18 protein-coding genes and 1 pseudogene are annotated in these 19,026 nt (G+C 69.8%); 6 read left to right on the top strand and 13 right to left on the bottom strand.

What is annotated here, in order from left to right; all coding sequences use genetic code 11:
* Window positions 1–14: 14 nt before the first annotated feature.
* From HD595_RS05365 to HD595_RS05355, 3 genes are all read right to left on the bottom strand, one after another.
* Window positions 15–623, bottom strand: coding sequence for a GNAT family N-acetyltransferase (locus HD595_RS05365; protein WP_175594322.1), 609 nt, complete (start codon window positions 621–623; stop codon window positions 15–17).
* Between the two features lie 44 nt (window positions 624–667).
* Window positions 668–1,180 carry a CGNR zinc finger domain-containing protein gene (locus HD595_RS05360; protein WP_253766162.1) on the bottom strand — a complete coding sequence of 171 codons (513 nt, stop codon included), beginning with the start codon at window positions 1,178–1,180 and terminating at the stop codon, window positions 668–670.
* Between the two features lie 65 nt (window positions 1,181–1,245).
* Window positions 1,246–2,643, bottom strand: a complete 1,398-nt coding sequence (locus HD595_RS05355) for an aminotransferase-like domain-containing protein (protein ID WP_253766161.1) — start codon at window positions 2,641–2,643, stop codon at window positions 1,246–1,248.
* A 31-nt stretch (window positions 2,644–2,674) separates the two neighbouring features.
* Between HD595_RS05355 and HD595_RS05350 the strand changes: the two genes are divergently transcribed.
* Together HD595_RS05350 and HD595_RS05345 are read left to right on the top strand one after the other, a co-directional pair.
* Window positions 2,675–3,568: a DMT family transporter gene (locus HD595_RS05350; RefSeq protein WP_308211103.1), complete on the top strand. Its 894-nt coding sequence runs from the start codon at window positions 2,675–2,677 to the stop codon at window positions 3,566–3,568.
* A 50-nt stretch (window positions 3,569–3,618) separates the two neighbouring features.
* Window positions 3,619–4,641 carry a hypothetical protein gene (locus HD595_RS05345; protein WP_253766157.1) on the top strand — a complete coding sequence of 341 codons (1,023 nt, stop codon included), beginning with the start codon at window positions 3,619–3,621 and terminating at the stop codon, window positions 4,639–4,641.
* A 252-nt stretch (window positions 4,642–4,893) separates the two neighbouring features.
* On the opposite strand, the gene HD595_RS05340 is transcribed toward HD595_RS05345, so the two are convergent.
* Together HD595_RS05340 and HD595_RS05335 are read right to left on the bottom strand one after the other, a co-directional pair.
* Window positions 4,894–5,550 (bottom strand): GNAT family N-acetyltransferase, encoded by a 657-nt coding sequence (locus HD595_RS05340; protein ID WP_253781062.1) that lies wholly within the window; start codon window positions 5,548–5,550, stop codon window positions 4,894–4,896.
* A gap of 14 nt (window positions 5,551–5,564) precedes the next feature.
* The gene (locus HD595_RS05335) at window positions 5,565–5,738 is read right to left on the bottom strand and encodes a hypothetical protein (protein WP_253781472.1); all 174 of its coding nucleotides are present in this window, start codon (window positions 5,736–5,738) and stop codon (window positions 5,565–5,567) included.
* Between the two features lie 21 nt (window positions 5,739–5,759).
* Between HD595_RS05335 and HD595_RS05330 the strand changes: the two genes are divergently transcribed.
* Window positions 5,760–6,155, top strand: coding sequence for an ASCH domain-containing protein (locus HD595_RS05330; protein WP_253766155.1), 396 nt, complete (start codon window positions 5,760–5,762; stop codon window positions 6,153–6,155).
* A gap of 13 nt (window positions 6,156–6,168) precedes the next feature.
* On the opposite strand, the gene HD595_RS05325 is transcribed toward HD595_RS05330, so the two are convergent.
* The 4 genes from HD595_RS05325 to HD595_RS05310 all read right to left on the bottom strand — a co-directional run bounded on the left by HD595_RS05325 (window position 6,169) and on the right by HD595_RS05310 (window position 10,427).
* Entirely contained in the window at window positions 6,169–7,194 is a 1,026-nt protein-coding gene (locus tag HD595_RS05325) for a GNAT family N-acetyltransferase (protein WP_253766153.1), read from the bottom strand.
* Between the two features lie 83 nt (window positions 7,195–7,277).
* A complete protein-coding gene (locus HD595_RS46615; protein WP_253766151.1) occupies window positions 7,278–7,754 on the bottom strand; it encodes a GntR family transcriptional regulator in 477 nt (158 codons plus the stop codon).
* Window positions 7,755–8,662: 908 nt separating this feature from the next.
* Window positions 8,663–9,397 carry a JAB domain-containing protein gene (locus tag HD595_RS05315; RefSeq protein ID WP_253766149.1) on the bottom strand — a complete coding sequence of 245 codons (735 nt, stop codon included), beginning with the start codon at window positions 9,395–9,397 and terminating at the stop codon, window positions 8,663–8,665.
* Between the two features lie 310 nt (window positions 9,398–9,707).
* Window positions 9,708–10,427 (bottom strand): GntR family transcriptional regulator, encoded by a 720-nt coding sequence (locus tag HD595_RS05310; RefSeq protein ID WP_253766147.1) that lies wholly within the window; start codon window positions 10,425–10,427, stop codon window positions 9,708–9,710.
* A 329-nt stretch (window positions 10,428–10,756) separates the two neighbouring features.
* Here HD595_RS05310 and dapA point away from each other — a divergent pair, with 329 nt between their 5' ends.
* From dapA to HD595_RS05295, 3 genes are all read left to right on the top strand, one after another.
* Window positions 10,757–11,674, top strand: coding sequence for a 4-hydroxy-tetrahydrodipicolinate synthase (dapA, locus tag HD595_RS05305; RefSeq protein ID WP_253766145.1), 918 nt, complete (start codon window positions 10,757–10,759; stop codon window positions 11,672–11,674).
* Window positions 11,675–11,828: 154 nt separating this feature from the next.
* Window positions 11,829–13,514, top strand: coding sequence for a ribonuclease J (locus HD595_RS05300; protein WP_253766143.1), 1,686 nt, complete (start codon window positions 11,829–11,831; stop codon window positions 13,512–13,514).
* A gap of 118 nt (window positions 13,515–13,632) precedes the next feature.
* A complete protein-coding gene (locus HD595_RS05295; protein WP_253766141.1) occupies window positions 13,633–14,133 on the top strand; it encodes a GNAT family N-acetyltransferase in 501 nt (166 codons plus the stop codon).
* 240 nt (window positions 14,134–14,373) lie between these two features.
* Here the strand turns inward: HD595_RS05295 and HD595_RS05290 are convergent, their stop codons facing one another.
* The 4 genes and pseudogenes from HD595_RS05290 to HD595_RS05275 all read right to left on the bottom strand — a co-directional run.
* Window positions 14,374–16,227, bottom strand: a complete 1,854-nt coding sequence (locus HD595_RS05290) for a serine hydrolase domain-containing protein (protein WP_253766139.1) — start codon at window positions 16,225–16,227, stop codon at window positions 14,374–14,376.
* Window positions 16,228–16,522: 295 nt separating this feature from the next.
* Window positions 16,523–17,299 carry an ABC transporter permease gene (locus tag HD595_RS05285; RefSeq protein ID WP_253766136.1) on the bottom strand — a complete coding sequence of 259 codons (777 nt, stop codon included), beginning with the start codon at window positions 17,297–17,299 and terminating at the stop codon, window positions 16,523–16,525.
* 181 nt (window positions 17,300–17,480) lie between these two features.
* Window positions 17,481–18,245 carry an ABC transporter permease gene (locus HD595_RS05280; protein WP_301309447.1) on the bottom strand — a complete coding sequence of 255 codons (765 nt, stop codon included), beginning with the start codon at window positions 18,243–18,245 and terminating at the stop codon, window positions 17,481–17,483.
* A gap of 26 nt (window positions 18,246–18,271) precedes the next feature.
* Window positions 18,272–18,961 (bottom strand): annotated as a pseudogene (locus HD595_RS05275) (ABC transporter ATP-binding protein); the annotation flags it as partial.
* Window positions 18,962–19,026 lie beyond the last annotated feature (65 nt).

The following is a 19,026-nucleotide window of genomic DNA, read 5'->3' as shown; positions in this document are numbered from 1 at the left end:
TCTCTGGAGATCCCTTAGCTGATGTCGGTGGTGAGCCTGACCATGCGGATGGGGCGGCCCATGTCGAGGACGCGCTCGGCCATGTCCTCGCCCCAGCCCGCCGACTCCAGGAAGCCCAGCACCGCGTAGTTGTCGGCGAACACCCAGGTGGCGATCTGCCGGTAGCCGTCCTGGCGCAGGTGGTCGACCGTCGCGTTGAGCAGGCGGCTGCCATGGCCGCGCCGTACGAAGTCGGGGTCCACCAGTAGCGTCAGCATCTCCGCCACCTCGGTGGGGTCGAGATCCGGGTCCTCGGCGGGGGCGTGCGAGGCCAGGCCCACCACGCGCTCACCACCCCGTGGGGTGGCGGGCACGCCGCTGCCCCCGACGCCGAGCGCGGGGAACCCCTCGGTGTCGAGGATGGTCTCCACCGCGACCAGCACCCGGTGCCTCGACGTGGGCGGGGCGACGATCGCCTCGTCCCACTGGCGCAGCCACATCTTCTCGGCCGCCGGGCCGGTCATCTGCTCCAAAGGGCCCTCGGGGAGGAAATCCCGATAGCCGTAGCGCCAGGCGCGGATCTGAACATTCGCCACCTGGAGCACATCCTCGCGCCGGGCCGCCCGAACGCCTACGTCTGCCATCTCGGCCCGCTCCTTCGCCTGCCGTCCATGCCACAAGGCACGAGTTACACCGTATCGGTGTTTGAGGCTTGGAGACGACGCGAACCCTGCTTCCTCGCCCGGTAGGCGCGCGTTTTGGTGCGGTTGCCGCAGACCCGCATGGAACACCACGAGCGAGATCGATTTTTCGACACGTCGATGAAGGCCCACTGACAGGTGATCTCCGCGCACACCTTGAGCCGGTCCCAGGAGGCGTCGGCGACCGCGGCGGCGATCACGGCGAGAGCGCCGCGGACCCCGCTCTCGACCGGCACGAGCCGGGGGAGGGGATCGACCACCACGCGCAGCGGCAACACCGGCAGCGCCTGGTCGTGGTGGGTCCGGAGGGCGGCGCGCAACGCCTCGCGCAGGGCCAGCGCGGTGGCCAGGTCGTCGTCCGTGGCGCGGTCGAGCGGGCCCGCCAGGCCGCGCTCGCGCAGCCACAGCGCCAGCTCCGCCGGAGAGGCCAGCTCGTCCGTGTCGCACTCCACGTCCAGGGTGTTCACGAAGTCGCGTACGAGCTCCGCGGGTGCCGGCATGCCCATACTGTACGGCGGCTCCCGCGACCCGCCCGGACGGCCCCCCGTGAGATTGATCATCCTGATCACGAGACGCGATCGAGGGCCTCGGCCAGGCGGCGCACCCCCTCGGCCAGCTCCGCCAGATGCGTCGCGGCGATGTGCGTGACCCGCACGCGCGGCCCCGGCGGCTCCGACGGGTAGTACATCCGGCCCGGGCTCACCAGCACGCCGCCCCGCCGGGCCTCCTCCACCAGGGCCGTCTCGTCCACCTCCGGCGGCAGGCGCAGCCACAGGTGCATGCCGCCCCGCGGCAGCAGGTACGGCTCGGCCCGCGGCATGCGCAGCGCCAGCTCGGCCGCCAGCGCGTCGCGGCGCGTGACGATCTCCGCGTGCAGCGCCGACAGGTGCCGCCCCCACGCGCCCGAGCCGAGGAACTCCACCGCCGTCTCCTGCAACGGCCGGGCCACGAAGAACGACTCCACGAGCTGGCTCGCGCGCAGCCGGTGCGCCGCCGGGCCGCGGGCGATCACCGCCGCCACCCGCATGCTCGGCGACAGCACCTTGGTCAGGGAGGCGATGTAGACCACGACGCCGTGCTCGTCCATGGAGACCATCGGCGGCGGCGCCTGGTCGGTCAGGTAGCGGGCGAAGTCGTCCTCGATGACGAACGCGCCCGCCGCCCGGGCGACCTGGAGCACCTGCTCGCGGCGCTCGCGCGGCAGCGTGGCGCCCGTGGGATTGTGCAGCGTCGGCTGCGTGCAGAACACCCGCGCGCCCGTCACGGCGAACGCCTCGGCCAGCAGGTCCGGCCGTACGCCGTCGCGGTCCATCGGCACGGCCGTCGCCCGCAGCCCGGCCGCCTTGGCCGCCGCCAGGGCGCCCGGATAGGTCGGCGTCTCCACCAGCACCTGCGTGCCGGGGGCGGCCAGCGCACGGAAGGCGTGCGTCAGGGCCGCCTGCCCGCCGCTGACGATCAGCGCGTCGGCGGCCGTCACGTCGCCGCCCGCCTCGGCCGCGAACCAGCGGCGCAGCTCCGCCAGACCGTTCAGCGGCGGCATCGCCCAGGCGTCGGGCCGGCGCACGGCCCGCGTCGCGGCGGCCGCGAGCTGCCGGTCGGGCCGCAGCCCCGGGTGCGGATAGCCGCCGGTCAGCGGCACCATGCCCTCGGGCGGCGGGCTCAGCAGCGAGACGACGGACGACGCGTCGATCACGCGGTCGCCCAGCGCGACGGTCTGCCAGGACAAATCGGGCGCGGCGGCGGGCCGCTCGGTGCGGTGGGCGACGAACGCGCCGCTGCCCGGCCGGGTGACCACCACGCCCTCGGCGGCCAGCATGCCCAGAGCCCGCGACACGGTCACGGGGCTGACGCTGTGGCGGCGCATGACCTCACGGCTGGAGGGCAGCCGGTCGCCGGGCCGGAGCCGGGCGGCCTCGTCGCGCAGTATCGCGGCGATCTGGGCGATACTGCTATCGTTATTCATGAAAGACCAGAATAGCGCTATCGTCGAACCCTTGGTAGCGGTCCCCGCGGCCCCCTCGAAGCGTGGCGGCACGGGGCTCGCCTTCCTCGGCGTGCTGGCCTTCTCCGGGTCGTTCCCGGCCACGGCGTTCGCGATGCGCGGCTTCGACCCGTGGCTCGTCGCCATCGGCCGGGCCTTCGTCGCCGCCGTGATCGCGCTCGTCTGCCTGCGGGCCGCCCGGCTTCCGCTGCTCCCGCCCCGGCGCCAGTGGGGTTCGTATGCCCTGATCTCGCTCGGGGTGGTGTTCGGGTTCCCCGTCTTCAGCGGCCTGGCCCTGGACCTGGGGGCGACCACCGCCCACTCGGCCGTCGTGATCGGCCTGCTGCCGGCCGCCACGGCCGCCTGCGCCGTGCTGCGCGCCGGTGAGCGTCCGAAGCCGCTGTTCTGGGTCGCCTGCGCGGCCGGCGCCGCCGCCATCACCGCGTTCACCATCACCCGCCACGGCTCCGGACCGGAGGGCGCGTGGGCCGACCTGCTGCTGGTGGGAGCCCTCCTGTCGGCCGCCGTCGGCTACACCGAGGGCGGCCGGCTCGCCCGCGAGACGCCCGGCTGGCAGGTCATCTCGTACGCGCTCGTCCTGTCCCTGCCGCTCACCGCGCCCGTGACCGCCGTGCTGGCCGCGACGACGCCGGTCCACCCGTCCGGCGAGGCGCTCGCCGGGTTCGCGTACGTGGCGGCGGTGTCGATGTTCCTCGGCTTCATCCCGTGGTACGCGGGCCTGGCCAGGGGCGGGATCGCCCGGGCCGGGCAGACGCAGCTCACGCAGCCGCTGCTCACGCTGGTGTGGGCGTGGTTCCTCATGGGGGAGCGGTTCGGGACGGCGACGGTGCTGGGGGCGCTGGCCGTCCTGGTGTGCGTCGCGGTGACGCAGCGGACCCGTAGCTGACGCTTGAAACGCATGACGGCGCCGCGCAGGATGAGGGATGGAGGTGTCACATGGCAGACCTCACCATCCCGGAGGGCGGCTTCTGGCCCGCCCCGGAGATCCCGCAGCCGAACATCTACCCGATGGAGTGGCGGGTCGAGACCGCCAAGCTCGCGGCCATCTACGAGAAGTCCAAGCGCATGGTCTGGAACCCCGCCGACCTGCCCTGGGACGGCCTCGACCCGGCCGACTTCACCCGCGAGCAGCGGCTCGGCATCATGTACTGGTTCGCCGTGCTGGCGAACTTCGACGCCTCGGGCCCGGCGGTGTTCGCCCGGGCCACCATCCAGGCGTTCGAGAAGCACGAAGAGGACCCGGTCAGGAAGTGCTTCTTCTCCATCACCCGTGACGAGATGAACCACGAGGAGTGCTGCCAGCGCACGATCGCCAAGCTCTGGCCCGGCGGCCCTCTCGGCTGGACCCCGTCCGACGACCTCGAACGGGCCGCCCACAACAACATCGGCTGGCTGTACCACAACGGCGGCCGCTACTGGAACGGCTACAACAGCGCCGTCGGCAAGTACAGCCTGCCCGTGCTGTTCACCAGCTTCATGATGGGCGAGATGGCGGCGTCCACCCTGTTCAGGGGGATGGCGTCGGAGACCCGGCATCCGGTGTTCGGCGAGATGTTCCACCGCATCGGCCGCGACGAGTCCCGCCACCTCCAGATCTGCATGACCATCCTGGAGAACGAGTGGCCGGGCCTCACCGACGACACGCGCACCCTCATCACCCGGCAGCTCCGGGCCGGGTTCGTGTTCCTGTCCATGATCCTCTGGGAGCCGCCCGAGGGCTTCTGGGACCTGCCCCCGTACTTCCTCGCCAACCACCGCGTCCTCATGGACCACGCCCGGCAGGCGGGGCTGGGGGTGCTGTCGTACGAGGAGCAGGCGGAGAACTGGCGGGTGGCGATGGCCCGGGTCCGGGCGATCGTGGAACGGTGGGGGATCGCGTTCCCGGCCATTCCGGAGCTGGACCTGGAGGGCGTGAAGGTCGACTTCATCGACCCGGAGGACATCATCCCGGTGTTCTGAGCGGTTCATTGCCGTCAAGATCGGAGCTTCGATCTTAAGATCATGACGTACCAGTGGCGCACGATCACGACGACGCTCCGCCATCCAAGAGGGACGCTGTCGGCGAAGTAGACCGAACAGGAAAGGCCCCGTGATCACGGGGCCTTTCCTGTCTGAGAAGCTGTATGCCGAGCCGGCTTCACCGCTGAAAGCAACAGGATGAGGGCGGGGTTCGGGATGCGGTGACCGGTAACCTTCACTGGGTTGTTGCACCTAGCAGTTGCGGTTGGCAGGGACTTCGAAGATGAGTCCGAGACCTTCCTCTTCATCCCAATCTTCGCCGACCTGGACGAAGCCGAAGCCGGCGATCGTGGCCAAAGACGCCACATTGTCGGGACTGATCGTCGCCCGTACGGTCCTGACCTCCGGTTCGGCCGCGGCCCGGCGCAACAGCTCGATCAGGATGGCTCGGCCATAGCCCTGGCGGCGGAAGTCAGGAGCGACGGCGTAGCCGATCTCCACCATGCCCGCCTCATCGGGGGGTCCATGAAATCCGGCATGACCGATGACGACACCTTCAGGCCCGGTCACCGCCTGCCGCGCCATCCACCGTGCGTGGCGGGGATCGGCGGCCATCTGGTCGAGCCGAAGCTGCCACAGCCACCGCGCTTTATCTGTCATGAAGTACTCAGTCAGCGCGACCCCAGCCGTGTCGCTGGCTGCGGGCAGATCCCCGTCAAGCAGAGCGGACATCGCAGCGCTCGACAACTCGACAAAGCGCACTAGCTTCGAACTGGTGGGGAACGACGTCTGTTGATCAGCTTTATCTGTCACCGTGCGGATGGTCGCAGAATGTTCGGCAGACGTCCAACGAATTGTGGAATGATCGATCAACCGCACTTGCACGACAGCATCCACCACCACGAGCACCAACCCGCTGAGAGTCATGCCGGGTACCGGTTCTCGTGGTTTGCGGCGCTCGCGGCGGCCATCGCGTTGAGCGCGGCGCGCACCGTTTCATGTATCTGCTCCAGCCGGTTCATCGTGCGCATGGCCATGAGCACATGGGTGGAATCGGTTTGCTGCCGGCCCCCGGCTCCCAGCAGGACCCGGAGCACCGACAGCTACGATCAGTTCTCGTGTGGGGACGGGTCGACGGACTGCGCGTACTGGAGCTGGGCACGCCGGGCGAGATGCGCCGGCGTCTGACGGAGCTCACCCTGGCCGGAGAGAAGAGGGCCACGGCCGGGCTGCTGGAGCTCGACTACCACGCGGAGGATGAGCCGCTGGAGCAGGTCGGCGAGCGCCTGGCGCTCGTGGACGACTCGGGCGCCAAGGCGGCGGAGTTGGAGGTCGTGGACGTCCAGGTGGTGCCCTTCGGTGAGGTCACCTGGGAGTTCGCCCAGGCGGAGGGCGAGGGCTTCCGCTCGGTCGAGCACTGGCGCGAGGGCCACCGCCGCTTCTGGGCGAGTGAGGGCTACGAGGTTGACGACTCCTCGCAAGTCGTCTGTGTGCACTACCGCGTGGCCGGCTGACCGCGATGATCCTCTACAGCGGATAGTCGTACCGGATGAAGCCGTTGAACCGGGCGACCTTGTCGTACAGGAGTCGCGCGGAAGTGTTGTCCTCCTTGGTCGTCCAGTAGAGCCTGGCCGCTCCACGCTCACGCGCATCCTCGGCGACCCGCTCGATCAGCGCCCGCGCCGCCCCTCGCCCGCGTGCCGCCTCCCCGACGAACAGATCCTGGAGGTAGCAGGAGTCGGGCATCCAGAAGGTGACGTGGAAGAGGTAGTGCGCGATGCCGACGAGTTGCCCGTCCAGCCGCGCACCGACGCCGTGCACCTCGGTGCCGTCCATCAGCCGCCGCCAGGCGTCCTCGTATCCCTGGTCGGGGACGTCGGTGTTGTAGAAGGTCTTGTAGCCGCGGGCGAGCACTTCCCACGCGGCACGATCCTGGGAGCGCAGGGGGCCAATCTCGATCACGCGACTCATGGTGGCACAGGCATCTCTTGGGCCCGAGCACAGACTCGTACAGGGGCCGACCATGCTTGTCGCCGCTGACTTGCCGCTCTCTTCCTCAGGGAGTTCGCTGTGGGGCGCATCCGGCCAATCTTGGGGATCGGCCACGTAGGTCCCACGGTGCGCGATCGTGAACACCCAGCCCTGGTCCCTGAGGCGCGCCACCGCCTGTCGGACAGTCACTTTGGCGACGCGGAATTCGTGCATCACGGCTTTCTCGCTGGGAATCGCCCTCTGCGGCGAAAACTCGCCGCTCCGGATGCGCCCCGCGAGAGTGCTGGCGATGGTGACGTACAGCGGAACCTTTCTGGCCGCGCGAGGAACGTCAGGGTCGCCCACAAAGGTGCCCTCCCCCTGGAGGGTGTAGGCCACTCTACGGCTCCTCAGCTCGCGAGCGACCCTTCTGGCCGTGGTACGGGCGATGCCGAACTCCTCCGCCAGCCGTGTCTCACTCGGGACCGGAGCACCGGGCGGCAATTCCCCGCGCAGGATCCGCTCCTCGATGATCCGAGTGATCTGCTGATACAGGGGGACGGGACCTTCACGGTCGAGCACGCTCGCATCCTATAGACGTGCCGATACAAGCAGTCGACTTTTCTGAGAAGTTCCGGCGCATCTCATGGAGCCGCGCCAAGCAGCTAGGCGTCCGGCCATTCCTCCTTGGGCGACACGTAGCTTCCCCGCTGGGCCACCGTGTAGATCCATCCCTGTTCGCGCAGCAGGGCCATCGCCCGCCGTACCGTCTCGCGGGCCACGTCGTACTCCTGCAGCAGAGTTGTCTCTCCGGGAATGGGGCGGCGTGGCTGGTACCGCCCGGCTTTGATCTGCTCGGCGATGTCGCCGGCGATCTGCTGGTACATCGGCGTCTTGCGCTGCTTGCGCGGTGCGGCGTCCGGGGCGCCGACAAACGTGCCTTCACCCTGGACGGTGTAGATGAGCCCTTCCTCGCGGAGCACATGGATGGCCCGCCGGGCCGTCGTCCTCGCCACGCCGAACTCCGCCTGGATGTCCGCCTCGCTGGGGACTGGATGTCCGGAGGTCAGGTCGGAGACCCTGCGCCGCAGAATGTCGGCGATCTGTAGGTATAGATGGGTATCGCCATCGTAGTCGAGCACGTACGCAAGATAGGCGAAGGGGTACGTGGTGCCACATAACGCTCTGTCTGTTTAGACGTAGCGCAAGTTCCGACTAGTCATTGCGATACAACTAGACATAGAGTGCTGCCATGGCTGATCCCGAGGCGGGTGCGGAGCTGGGGGAGTGTTCGGGATGCCATGTGCGGATGACGGGTCGAACCATACGGGTCATCGACTGGGAGCTGGAGGCCCCATGGGGGAAGCGGGCGCGGGTGAGAGCGCACACGTGCTCCTGCGAGCCTGTGGTGTACGAGTTGTGCCAGGTGGGAGGCGTCCGCTTCATTCGCCGGACAAGTACGCACGGCAGACGGAGGATCATGCAGGTCAGCCCCAGGATGAGCGCCGACGATGCGGACAGGATGTGGCAGTTGGTGCTCGCGGGAATGGCCCGATGACCTCGTGGTGCAATCTCCGTTGCTGATCCGGCGTGCGTCCGCGTTATGCGGCACCGGTGCGGCATCCGGCCCGGGTGCGGCCGCCGGCACGTCGCGACTGGGCATTCTCGCCCTCGCCGGCCCGCACAGGGAACGGCCCTCTGCTGCTGGACTGTGCTGCCTGATCCCCTCAGGAGGGACTCTCGTGGGTTCCGATCACTCAATCCCATCGGAACCCACGAGGCCGTGTGACTCCGGCCGCCCAGACTGCCGCAAGAGGCGGCCGGATGTGGTTCCCTGCAGGCCCTGGATCGCTCCGCGGGGCCTGCAGGGGACTTGTTGGAGGGACGCGGTCCCGGTGCTTTCCGGGTGGCCCGGGACCGCGTCGTGACGGGTATCGGCCTGGAACCTGGGCCACGGCCGACCCGCGCCAAAAGGATGGCATGCGCCGCCGTGCCGACGCTGGCGTTCCGCACTTTCAGCGGGATCATGGTTTTTCTGGTGGGGTGTGGGTTAAGGGTGTGGTGTGGCGGCTTTCGGAGGGCGAGCGTTGGGGGCCTGGCGGGGCGCGGGCACCGGCGGGCCGGTTTCGGGAACCGGGACGCGTCTCCAGGCCGCGTCCGTGATGATCAGATGGTCGAGGAAGCGGAGGCCCACCGTGCTCGCGGCCGCCGCCAGCCGGGCTGTCGCCGAGAGGTCGTCGTCGCTCGGGTCGAGGGAGCCGCTGGGGTGGTTGTGGGCCACGCCGAACGCGGCGCCGCCGCAAGTCAGCACCGTCGTGACGATCTCCCGTACCGGTACGGCCGTGTGGTCGGCGCCGCCCTCCGTGAGGACCGTGCGCCGCAGGACCGCCCCTCGTGGGTCGCACACCACCACGACCAGCCGCTCACGCGACAGCCCCTGAAGGAGGGGTGCCGCCACCGCGGCCAGGTCGGACGTGCTCGTGATCCGCGGGCGTCCGGGATCGGCCTGGGCGCGGCGTACGAGATGGAAGGCCGCGGCCACGCGCGCCGCCTTGGCGGGGCCCACGCCCTTCACGGCGAGCAGCCGGTGCGGCTCGGAGCGAGCCAGCCCGTCGAGGTCGCCGCAGTGTTCGATGACCTGGGAGGCCAGGTCCACCGCGCTCGCTCCGCGGAAGCCGGAGCCCAGCAGTACGGCCAGGAGCTCACGGTCGGCGAGCGCCGCCGGCCCGCTCGTCATGAGCCGCTCCCTGGGGCGCTCCCGCGTGGGCAGGTCTTTGACTCGCACAGGAAGGTTGTATCAACCGGGACCGACAAGCTGGGGATGCGAGCGCGGCCCACCCGCAGCGCGCCTCACCTCACCGGGCGCTGCGAGCTGCTGAAGAGCATCGTTCAGGTCTGCGACGAGGTCGCGGAGGGTCTTGCGGGGTGGAGGGGGGCGGGCCCATGGCCGGTGTTGAGCGTGGTGGCAGCCGTCCGCGGAGTCGCCCGAAGGAAACGGGGTCGGGATGCTCCTGCGCGTCGCGGAGCGGCCCGCCTGCACAGGGGAGGAGGCGTTCCGGATGAACGGCCTGTGCAGGGTGTCCGTCGTGGACGGGTCAGCCGACCGGCATGCTGTACGTGACGCGGAACCGGTCGCCCGGGAGCACGATGTCGCTGGTCTCCATCGGGCGCTCGCCGGCCCAGTGGGTGCGTTCGACGTGCAGGACGTGCGTGCCCGCCGGCAGTTGCAGGGCGTCGGCCTCGGCCGGGCGCGGCACCCTGGTGTGCACGGTCTCCCGGATCTCGGTGATCCGCACGCCGTGGGCGGACATCCGGGCCACCACGCCGCGTCGCTCCTCGTCCAGGTGCGCGGCGAACTCCACGGGCTCGTACGAGACCGCGAGCTGGAGCGGACGCCCCTCGCCGCGGTAGAGGTAGCGCGTGCGGGTGAGTTTGGCCGACAGCGGCAGCCGCAGCCGCCGGGCGATCTCGGGGGTGGCCTCGGTGGAGTCGATCTGCCACTCCCACGTGACGCGGCGGCCCTGCGTCTGCAGGTCGGCGGCGAACGGGGTGGGGTGTTCGGGGAAACGCCATCGATGCAGGGGCATCAGGATCGGGCGTTCTCTGACGTAATGGCCCGATCCCACCCGGCCGATGATGAGACCCTCGGTGACCAGCACGCGCAGCGCGTGGCGGGCCGCGGTCTCGCCGACCTGGTATTTCCGGGTGAGCTGCGCCCGTGAGGGGATGGGTGCGCCCGGGGGAAGGGTGCCGTCGTTGATCTGCCGCCGAATGTCCTCTACGACGCGCAGGTAGACCGGATCTGAGGTGGCCACTAGTTCATCCCTGGGGGTTCGGGTGAGACGCTGCCCTATGTTGCCGTATTCGGCAGGTAACCGACCGTCATCGACGACCCTTGGAGCCCCAACTTTGCGGCAGCGCAAAATTATCGGAGAAACCTTGTAACGCTGGTGTAAGGGGTGGCGATTCTCCGGTAGAGGTCGTCGATGTGTGTACCCCCGAGCACATATCGGCGACCTCTTCCATGAGACCCTCTCTCGCCGGTCCTCCGGAGACCGGGTTCCGGCCGATGGATGGCCCCTGAGGTGGGCGAAGCGGGGTGGCGGCGTCCAAGGGTTTTGGGAATCCAGGTAGCGTTCGCACTATGGCAGCGCCAACCCGAACCACGGACGCACCCTTCGGCCGCATGCTGACCGCGATGGTCACGCCCTTCACCGCCGACGGCGCGGTCGACTACGACGCCGTGCGGCGGCTCGCCGCCTACCTGGTGGACGAGCAGCGTAACGACGGCCTGATCGTGAGCGGCACGACCGGAGAGTCGCCCACCACCTCCGACGACGAGAAGCGGCGCATCCTCGCCGCTGTCCTCGAGACGGTCGGGGACCGGGCGACCGTGGTGGCCGGGGTCGGCACCAACGACACCCGTCACAGCGTCGAGCTGGCGAAGGCGGCGGCCCGTACCGGTGCGCACGGCCTGCTCGTGGTGACGCCGTACTACAGCAAGCCCCCGCAGGAGGGGCTCTACCGACACTTCATCACCGTGGCCGATTCGACGGAACTGCCGGTGATGCTCTATGACATTCCTGGACGCAGTGGTGTGCCGATCCAGACCACGACCCTGATCCGGCTCGCGCAGCACGAACGCATCGTGGCCGTGAAGGATGCCAAGGGCGACCTGTTCGCCGGCGGCCAGGTCATGACGGCGACCGATCTCGTCTACTACTCGGGCGACGACCTGCTCAACCTGCCGTGGCTGTCGGTCGGCGCGGCCGGCTTCGTCAGCGTCGTCGGCCACGTGGTCGGGGCGCACCTGGCCCGCATGATCGAGCTGTACCGCAACGGCGACGTCGCCGAGGCGCTCGCCGTGCACCGCCAGGTGGCGCCCGTGGTCGAGGGGATCATGATGAGCGCCGGTGGCGCGATCATGGCCAAGGCCGCGCTGGGCATGGTCGGCATGCCCGTGGGCCCCGTACGGCCGCCGCTGGTCGCCGAGACGGAGAAGCAGAACGCCGAGCTGCGCGCCTGCCTGGTGGCGGGTGGCGTGAAGTTGACAGACGCATAAGAACGTTGACAGACGCATAAGAACGTTGAGACACGCATAAGAGCGTTGACCGACGCACAGGAACGTTGACAGACGCATAAGAGCGTTGGCCGACGCATGAGAACGGGGAGGAACCGGCAGTTTTGAGAACACGAGTCAACAAGGGGGAACGGGCATGAGTCATCCCCATCCGGAGCTCGGTCCCCCGCCGGCGCTGCCCGAGGGGGGCCTGCGCATCGTGGCGCTGGGCGGGCTGGGCGAGATCGGCAGGAACATGGCCGTCTTCGAGTACGAGGGCCGCCTGCTGATCGTCGACTGCGGGGTGCTCTTCCCCGAGCCCGACCAGCCGGGCGTCGACCTGATCCTGCCCGACTTCGAGTACATCAGGGACCGGCTCGACGACGTCGAGGCCGTGGTGCTGACCCACGCCCACGAGGACCACATCGGGGCGGTCCCCTACCTGCTGCGCGAGCGGCGCGACATCCCGCTCATCGGGTCGAAGCTGACCCTGGCCCTCATCGAGGCCAAGCTCACCGAGCACCGCATCCAGCCGACCAAGCTGCAGGTGGTCGAGGGGGAGCGGCACCGGTTCGGGCCGTTCGAGTGCGAGTTCCTCGCGGTCAACCACTCGATCCCCGACGCGCTGGCCGTCGCCATCCGCACGCCCGCGGGCATCGTCCTGCACACCGGCGACTTCCGGATGGACCAGCTGCCGAGCGACGGCCGGCTCACCGACCTGGGCGGGTTCGCCCGGCTCGGGGCCGAGGGCGTCGACCTGCTGATGTCCGACTCGACCAACGCCGAGGTTCCGGGGTTCGTCACCAGCGAGCGGGAGATCGGGCCGGTCATCGACGAGGTCATCCGCACCTCCGAGCAGCGGGTCATCGTCGCCAGCTTCGCCTCGCACGTCCACCGCATCCAGCAGGTCATGGACGCCGCCGCCCGGCACGGTCGTAAGGTGGCGCTCGTCGGCCGCTCGATGGTGCGCAACATGGGCGTGGCCCGCGACCTCGGCTACCTCAAGGTGCCGCCGGACCTGCTCGTCGACTCGCGCGCCATCGAGTCGTGGCCGCCGGAGGACGTGGTGCTGATCTGCACCGGCTCCCAGGGCGAGCCCATGGCCGCGCTGTCGCGCATGGCCAACCGCGACCACCCCATCCGCATCGCGGAGGGCGACACCGTGCTGCTGGCCTCGTCGCTGGTGCCCGGCAACGAGACCGCGGTCAACAAGGTGATCAACGGGCTGACCCGCTGGGGCGCCCGCGTCGTGCACAAGGGCAACGCCAAGGTGCACGTCTCCGGGCATGCCGCCGCCGGCGAGCTGCTGTACGTGCTCAACCTGACGCGGCCGTCCAACTTCATGCCCGTCCATGGGGAGTGGCGGCACCTGCGGGCCCACGCGCGGCTCGCGGAGCTCACCGGCGTGCCCGAGGACCACATCGTGATCGCCGAGGACGGCGTCGTGGTCGACCTGGTCGACGGCCGCGCCAAGATCGTCGGCGCTGTCCACGCGGGTTACGTGTACGTCGACGGCTCCTCGGTCGGTGAGATCACCGACACCTCGCTGAAGGACCGCCGGATCCTCGGCGACGAGGGGTTCATCTCGGTCGTGATCGTGGTCGACTCGGCCACCGGGAAGCTCACCGCCGGGCCGGAGATCCACGCCCGGGGCTCGGGCATCGATCCGGCGCAGTTCGAGGAGTTCATCCCGCAGATCGAGAAGGCCCTGGAGGCCAAGGCCGCCGACGGGGTGGTCGACATGCAGGAGATCAGGCGCGTCGTCAGGCGCACGGTCGGCCGCTGGGTGAGCGACACCTACCGCCGCCGTCCGATGATCATCCCTGTGGTGCTGGAGGTCTGAGGCCGGCTCCACTCGACCGGTGACGGTCGCCCGCCCTCCGATGAGGGCGGGCCGCCGACCACCGGAGCTGGGAAAATTGGTTTGCCCGGCTCGGGGGACGTGGATAGCGTCGTCCGCCATGACGCCGACTCTGCACACGAAACGCCTGGTCCTGGAGCCGTACGTGCCCGAGGACGAGGACGGCTTCGTCGCCCTGTTCCAGGACGCGAGGGTCTCCCGGTACATGGGGGACGGTCCCTCTCCTGAGGCGGACGACCGGGCGCTGTTCGGCCGGATCTTCACCAAGGTCTACGCGCAGAACCTGTTCGAGGTCTGGGCCGTCCGGCGGGACGGGGAGTATGTCGGGCATGCTGAGATCAAGCCCACCGGGACCGTCGGCGGGCACGAGATCATCTACGCTCTGGCACCGGCGGCCTGGGGATCCGGCCTGGGCACCGAGCTGGCGGAGGCGATCGTCGCCTACGGCTTCGAGACTCTGCGGCTGAGTGAGGTCTTCGCCACCGTGGCCGCTGACAACCTGGTCTCTCTCGCTGTGTTGGGGAAGATCGGTTTCCGGCATGTACGGGACATCGAGGAGGACGACGGCGGCACGACCCGCGTCCTGGCCCGCTCCCTCTGAGGACGCCGATCTTCGACACCTCGCCGGGGCTGATGCCGCCCTGCGGCCCCGCGCGTTACGCGGGGCTGGGGCGCGGATCCGGGTCACTCCTTCTGTGCGCCGGGAATCCTCATCAGAGTCTCACCTCGCGCGCCGGGAGCCTCCATTGCAGCTTCGCCGCGCTGGGCCTCACCGCGCCCCCTCACGCCTCAGCCGGTCGACGTCCCCGTCGTGGGGACGAACTGCGCCGGCTGCCCGCCGTCAGACCCAGCCGTAGGCTGACCGGATGGCCGAGGCGATCTCGTTGACCAGGGTCATGTTGTTGCCGTTGGCCAGGACGGCATAGCCGGCGCCGAGCTCCGGATAGCCCTTGAACACCGACTTGAAGCCGTAGTTGGAGCCGTCGTGGGTGTAGGAGAAGTTCTTGGTCCCGGCGCCGGCGAGGAACAGGCCGCGGCCCATGGTCGGCTCGGGGCCCTTGGTGAGCAGCGTTCGCACGGAAGCCCTGGTGAGCGGGCCGGCGATGTCACCGGAGGCGGTGTAGGCCCGGTTGAGGTAGCTGACGAGGCGGCACAGGTCGAGCACCGTCGTGTACAGGCCCGCGGCGGCCGACTCCGGGTAGCGGTTGCGCTTGCCGGGGATCACCGCGCCGGAGGCGGTGTGCCCGGCGGCCAGCTCGAACCCGGGCGACAGGGCGTACGAGCTGGACTTCATGCCGAGCGACGCGAACACCTCCTTGTCCATGTACTGCGCCAGCGGCAGGCCGCTCTTCTGCTCCACCATCCGCTGCAGCAGCACGAAGCCCGCGCCGGAGTAGTGGAACTCGGCGCCGGGGTCGGTGGTGAGCTCGATCTTCGGCGAGTTGCCCTCGCCGTTCATGACCTGCAGCAGGGTCGGGACCGTCGCGTCGGGCCCGTACCCGGCGAAGCCGCCGCCCGTGCCGGAGACGAAGCCGGAGCAGACGTTCGCCGGGGAGGTGGAGCCGCGCCCGATGACGCCGGCCCGATGCGTGAGCAGGCGGTCGACCGTCGGCACCCCCGTCGCCGGGACGCAGTCGCGGGCGGGCAGCGTCCAGCCGAGGTGGGGGCGGACGTCGGTGGTCAGGGGCAGCTTGAGCGTCTGCATGAGGCGCATGACGCCGAGGGAGGCCACGGCCTTGCTGATGGAGGCGGCCTGGAAGGCGGTCTCCGGATGCGCGGCCGCGCCGCTGCCCGCCTCCAGCCAGCCGTACCCCGTGGACCAGGCGATCTTGTTGCCGACGACCACCGCGATCGCCACGCCCGGCGTCTTCCACGCGTTCATCCGCTGCCAGATCGTCGCGCCGCCCACCGCGTTCTCGACCTGCCGCACCCGGTCCGCGGGCAGCGCCGGCACCTTGCCGCGCGAGCTCACCGACCAGCCGCCGGTGGGCGAGAACGCCACGTTGTGCAGCTGCCACCCTCCTCCGGCCAGGTCGTTCAGCTTCTGGAAACAGGCGTCGTCGATGCCGCGCGCGTGGAACTCGTCCTGCGCGACGACCGCCCACCCGCCGGCCTTGGGGAAGGCGACGCGGGTCACGCGGCGACCGCCCTGCGTCAGGTTGCGCATCATCTGGTAGCACTCGTCGTCGACGCCCTTGGCGTAGAAGCCGCCGGTGTCGGCCACCGTCCAGCGGTTGCCGCCCGCGGGCGGGAAGGCGACGTCCACCACTTGCCGGCCGGCGTCGTAGCTGGCGGTGATGCGCGCGTGACACTCCTCGGGCAGTCCGCGGGCGGTCATCCCCTTGTCGCCGGTGATCACCCATCGGTCGCCGCCCTCGGGCGGGAAGGCCACACAATGGATCTTCGTCCCACCCTTGGTCAACCTGCCGAGCTCGGCGAAGCAGGCGTCCGGGATGCCGCGGGCGAAGTAGCGGCCGTCCTGGGTGACGATGACCCAGCCGTTGGACGGGGTGAACGCCATCGCGCTGATGCCGTAGGGCGCCAGCTCAGCCGTCTTCGTGTGCGCCTCCGTGGGGACGCCGCCGTCGGCGAACGGGTAGCTCGCCGCCTGCGCGGCCGGGCCGAACCCGGTGGTGGCCAGTCCGGCGCCGACCGCTGCGGTGCCGGTCAGAGCGAGAAAACGTCTGCGGTCCATGGGGGAGATCTCCTCAGGGCGGGGCCCCGGGGGCGGGGCACCGATGATCACAATGTGCGAGTGCATCATCGCAGACCGCCGGAGGCGAGGGCTTCCAGCGGGGTGGAGGCGTCAGACGGGTGCCACGCGCGCTCGGGAGTCGGGTCTCCGGTCAGAACGTGAATGGGGGATCGAGCGTCGGTGAGGCGGCTTGAAGAGGTGGACGGGTAGACAGCAGGTCTCTTGACCCGAGGCAGGTGGTCCAGCCGAGGGAGGTCGCCGCAAAACGGGAGCTGACGTGCTGGCCTTAAGGGTCTCAGGCGTCTCGGTGGCGTAAGAGCCAGGTGCCCGCCAGCACCGGCACGAGCGCGTAGGCGGCGAGAACGGCGACCGCCGCCGCGGGAGGAAGACTCGAGCCGTACACGGAGCTCTTGAAAGGCACCCCGCTGATCTGCCGAGGCAAGGCGCTGATCATCATGGAGCCGAGCCAGTCCTTCCACGGGGAGGGAAGCTTGCCGACGAACATCGGGATGACGTACGCGAGGCCGACGAGCACGGCCACGGCACCAGCCGTTGACCGTGTCAACGCCCCGAGGCCCAGACCGAGCAGGGCGAACACGCAGACGGTCAGGCCCGTCGCGGCCAGCGTCGGAAGCCGGTCGAGGAACGGCGTCAGGTAGGTGCCGGAGAAGCGGTCGCCGATCACCTGACGCGCCAGGAAGTACGTGCCGAAGATCGCAACGCTGCCGGTGAGCAGGCTGATGGCCCCCACGACGGCGGCCTTCGCCGCGAGCACCGGCCAGCGCCTGGGCACGGCGGTCAGACTGGTCCTGATCACGCCGGTCGCGTACTCGGAGGTGATGGCCAGCACGCCGAGGATGCCCATGCAGAGCTGCGGCACGATGATCACGACCTCCTCCAGCTCCGCGATCGAGGCTGTCGCGCGCTTGGCCGGCGTCGCGTCGTCGTACATGCCGGCCGCCATCCAGGCGATGGCGGCGCCGAGCAGGATGGCGCCGAGGCTGAGGAGGAGCAGGAGCCCGGTGGAGCGGACCGAGCGGATTTTCAGCCATTCGGAGCTGAGCATGTTCATAGGAGTCGTCTCCGGGAGCGTTCGGCCGTGGTGGGTGTGGAGGAGGTCATGCGTCTCACGGCCCGAGGAGTGGCGTGCGTTCCCCAAATCGGAAGGGGTGTCGGGCGTTCCCCTGACTGAGCAGGCGTCATGCGTTTCGCTCCTCGCGGGGCGGTCAGGCGTTGCGCCTGCTGAGAATTCGTCATGCGTCTCGCTTGCTGAGCATGTGCAGGCCCGCCCCGAGGGCCACCGCGGCATAGGCGAGGAGAGCCAGCAGGGCGGCCCAGGGTGGGAGGATTCCGTCGCCCAGTCGTCTGGAGAGGCGCTCGCCGGTGAGCTGCGGCGTCAGGTTGGGGAGCATGAAGGCCGCGATCCTGGTGTTCCAGGGCGCGGGGAGGTAGTTGGCGATTCCGGGCAGGACGAACAGCAGCGAGACCACCGACACGAGCGCCCCGGCGGTGGAGCGGACGGCGGCGCCGAGGCCGAGACCCACGATCGCCAGCACGGTCACCGACAGCCCCGCGGCCAGCAGCGTCGGCACGTCCTCGGCGAACGAGGACTCGTTGAAGCCCAGCCGCCGCTCGCCCGCCAGCAGTCTGCTCACCGCGTACGTGGTCATGATGATGGCGGTCGCCGCCGCGAACGTCACGACCGTGACGACCGCCGTCTTGGCGAACAGCAGGACACCTCGCCTGGGCACGACCGTGAGGCTCGTACGGATCATCCCGGTGGCGTGCTCGGCCGTGATGGCGAGCACTCCGATGACAGCCAGGCTGATCTGCACCAGGGGCAGGAAGCCCTCCTCCGGGGCCGCTGCCCGGACGGAGCCGCGCTCGTCCGCCAGCCCGCTCGCATAGACGCTCCACACCACGCCCAGCACGACCATGAGGCCGGCCGCTCCGAGCGCGTAGTAGGTCGAGGCGACAGAACGGAGCTTCAACCACTCCGAGGAGATGACCGCTCTCATCGCGCGGCTCCGAACTGCACACTGCCGGCCGTGAGCGCGAGATAGGCGTCCTCGAGGGTGGGATAGCGGGTGGTGAGCTCCTGGATCGTGGCCTCGGCGATCAGCTTGCCGCGGCCCATGATGACGATGCGGTCAGCCGTCAGGGCCATCTCGCTCATGAGATGGCTGGACAGCAGGACGGTGCGGCCCTCGGCGGCCAGTGAGCGCATGAGGTCGCGGATCCAGCGCACGCCGTCGGGATCGAGGCCGTTGACCGGCTCGTCGAACATGAGCACGCGCGGGTCGCCCAGGAGCGCCGCCGCGATCCCGAGCCGCTGTCTCATGCCGAGGGAGAACCCGCCCACGCGTCTTCGCGCCACGCCGGTCAGGCCGACCAGGTCGAGAACCTCGGCCACACGCCGCTCCCCGATGTCGTTGGTGCGGGCCAGGCAGAGCAGATGGTGGTAGGCGGTACGGCCGCCGTGCACCGCACCGGCGTCGAGCAACGCGCCCACCTGCGCCATCGGCCTGCGCAAGGTCGTGTAGGGCCGGCCGTTGACCAGGGCCTCGCCGGAGGTGGGAGTGTCGAGGCCGAGGATCAGCCGCATCGTCGTCGACTTCCCGGCTCCGTTGGGCCCGAGGAAGCCGGTCACGTGGCCGGGCTCGACGGTGAAGGACAGGTCGTCGACGGCGAGCGTGTCGCCGTAGCGCTTGGTGAGGTGGTGGAGTCGGATCACGTCGTCGAGGATGGGGTACGGCGGGTCGGCGGCACATCGGACCACGGTCCGAACCTTGATGTCAG

The organism is Nonomuraea roseoviolacea subsp. carminata, assembly GCF_024172185.1.
GTDB classification, from domain to species: domain Bacteria; phylum Actinomycetota; class Actinomycetes; order Streptosporangiales; family Streptosporangiaceae; genus Nonomuraea; species Nonomuraea roseoviolacea.
The sequence above is the reverse complement of the archived record's forward strand: the minus strand, read 5'-3'. Positions and strand labels throughout refer to the sequence as shown.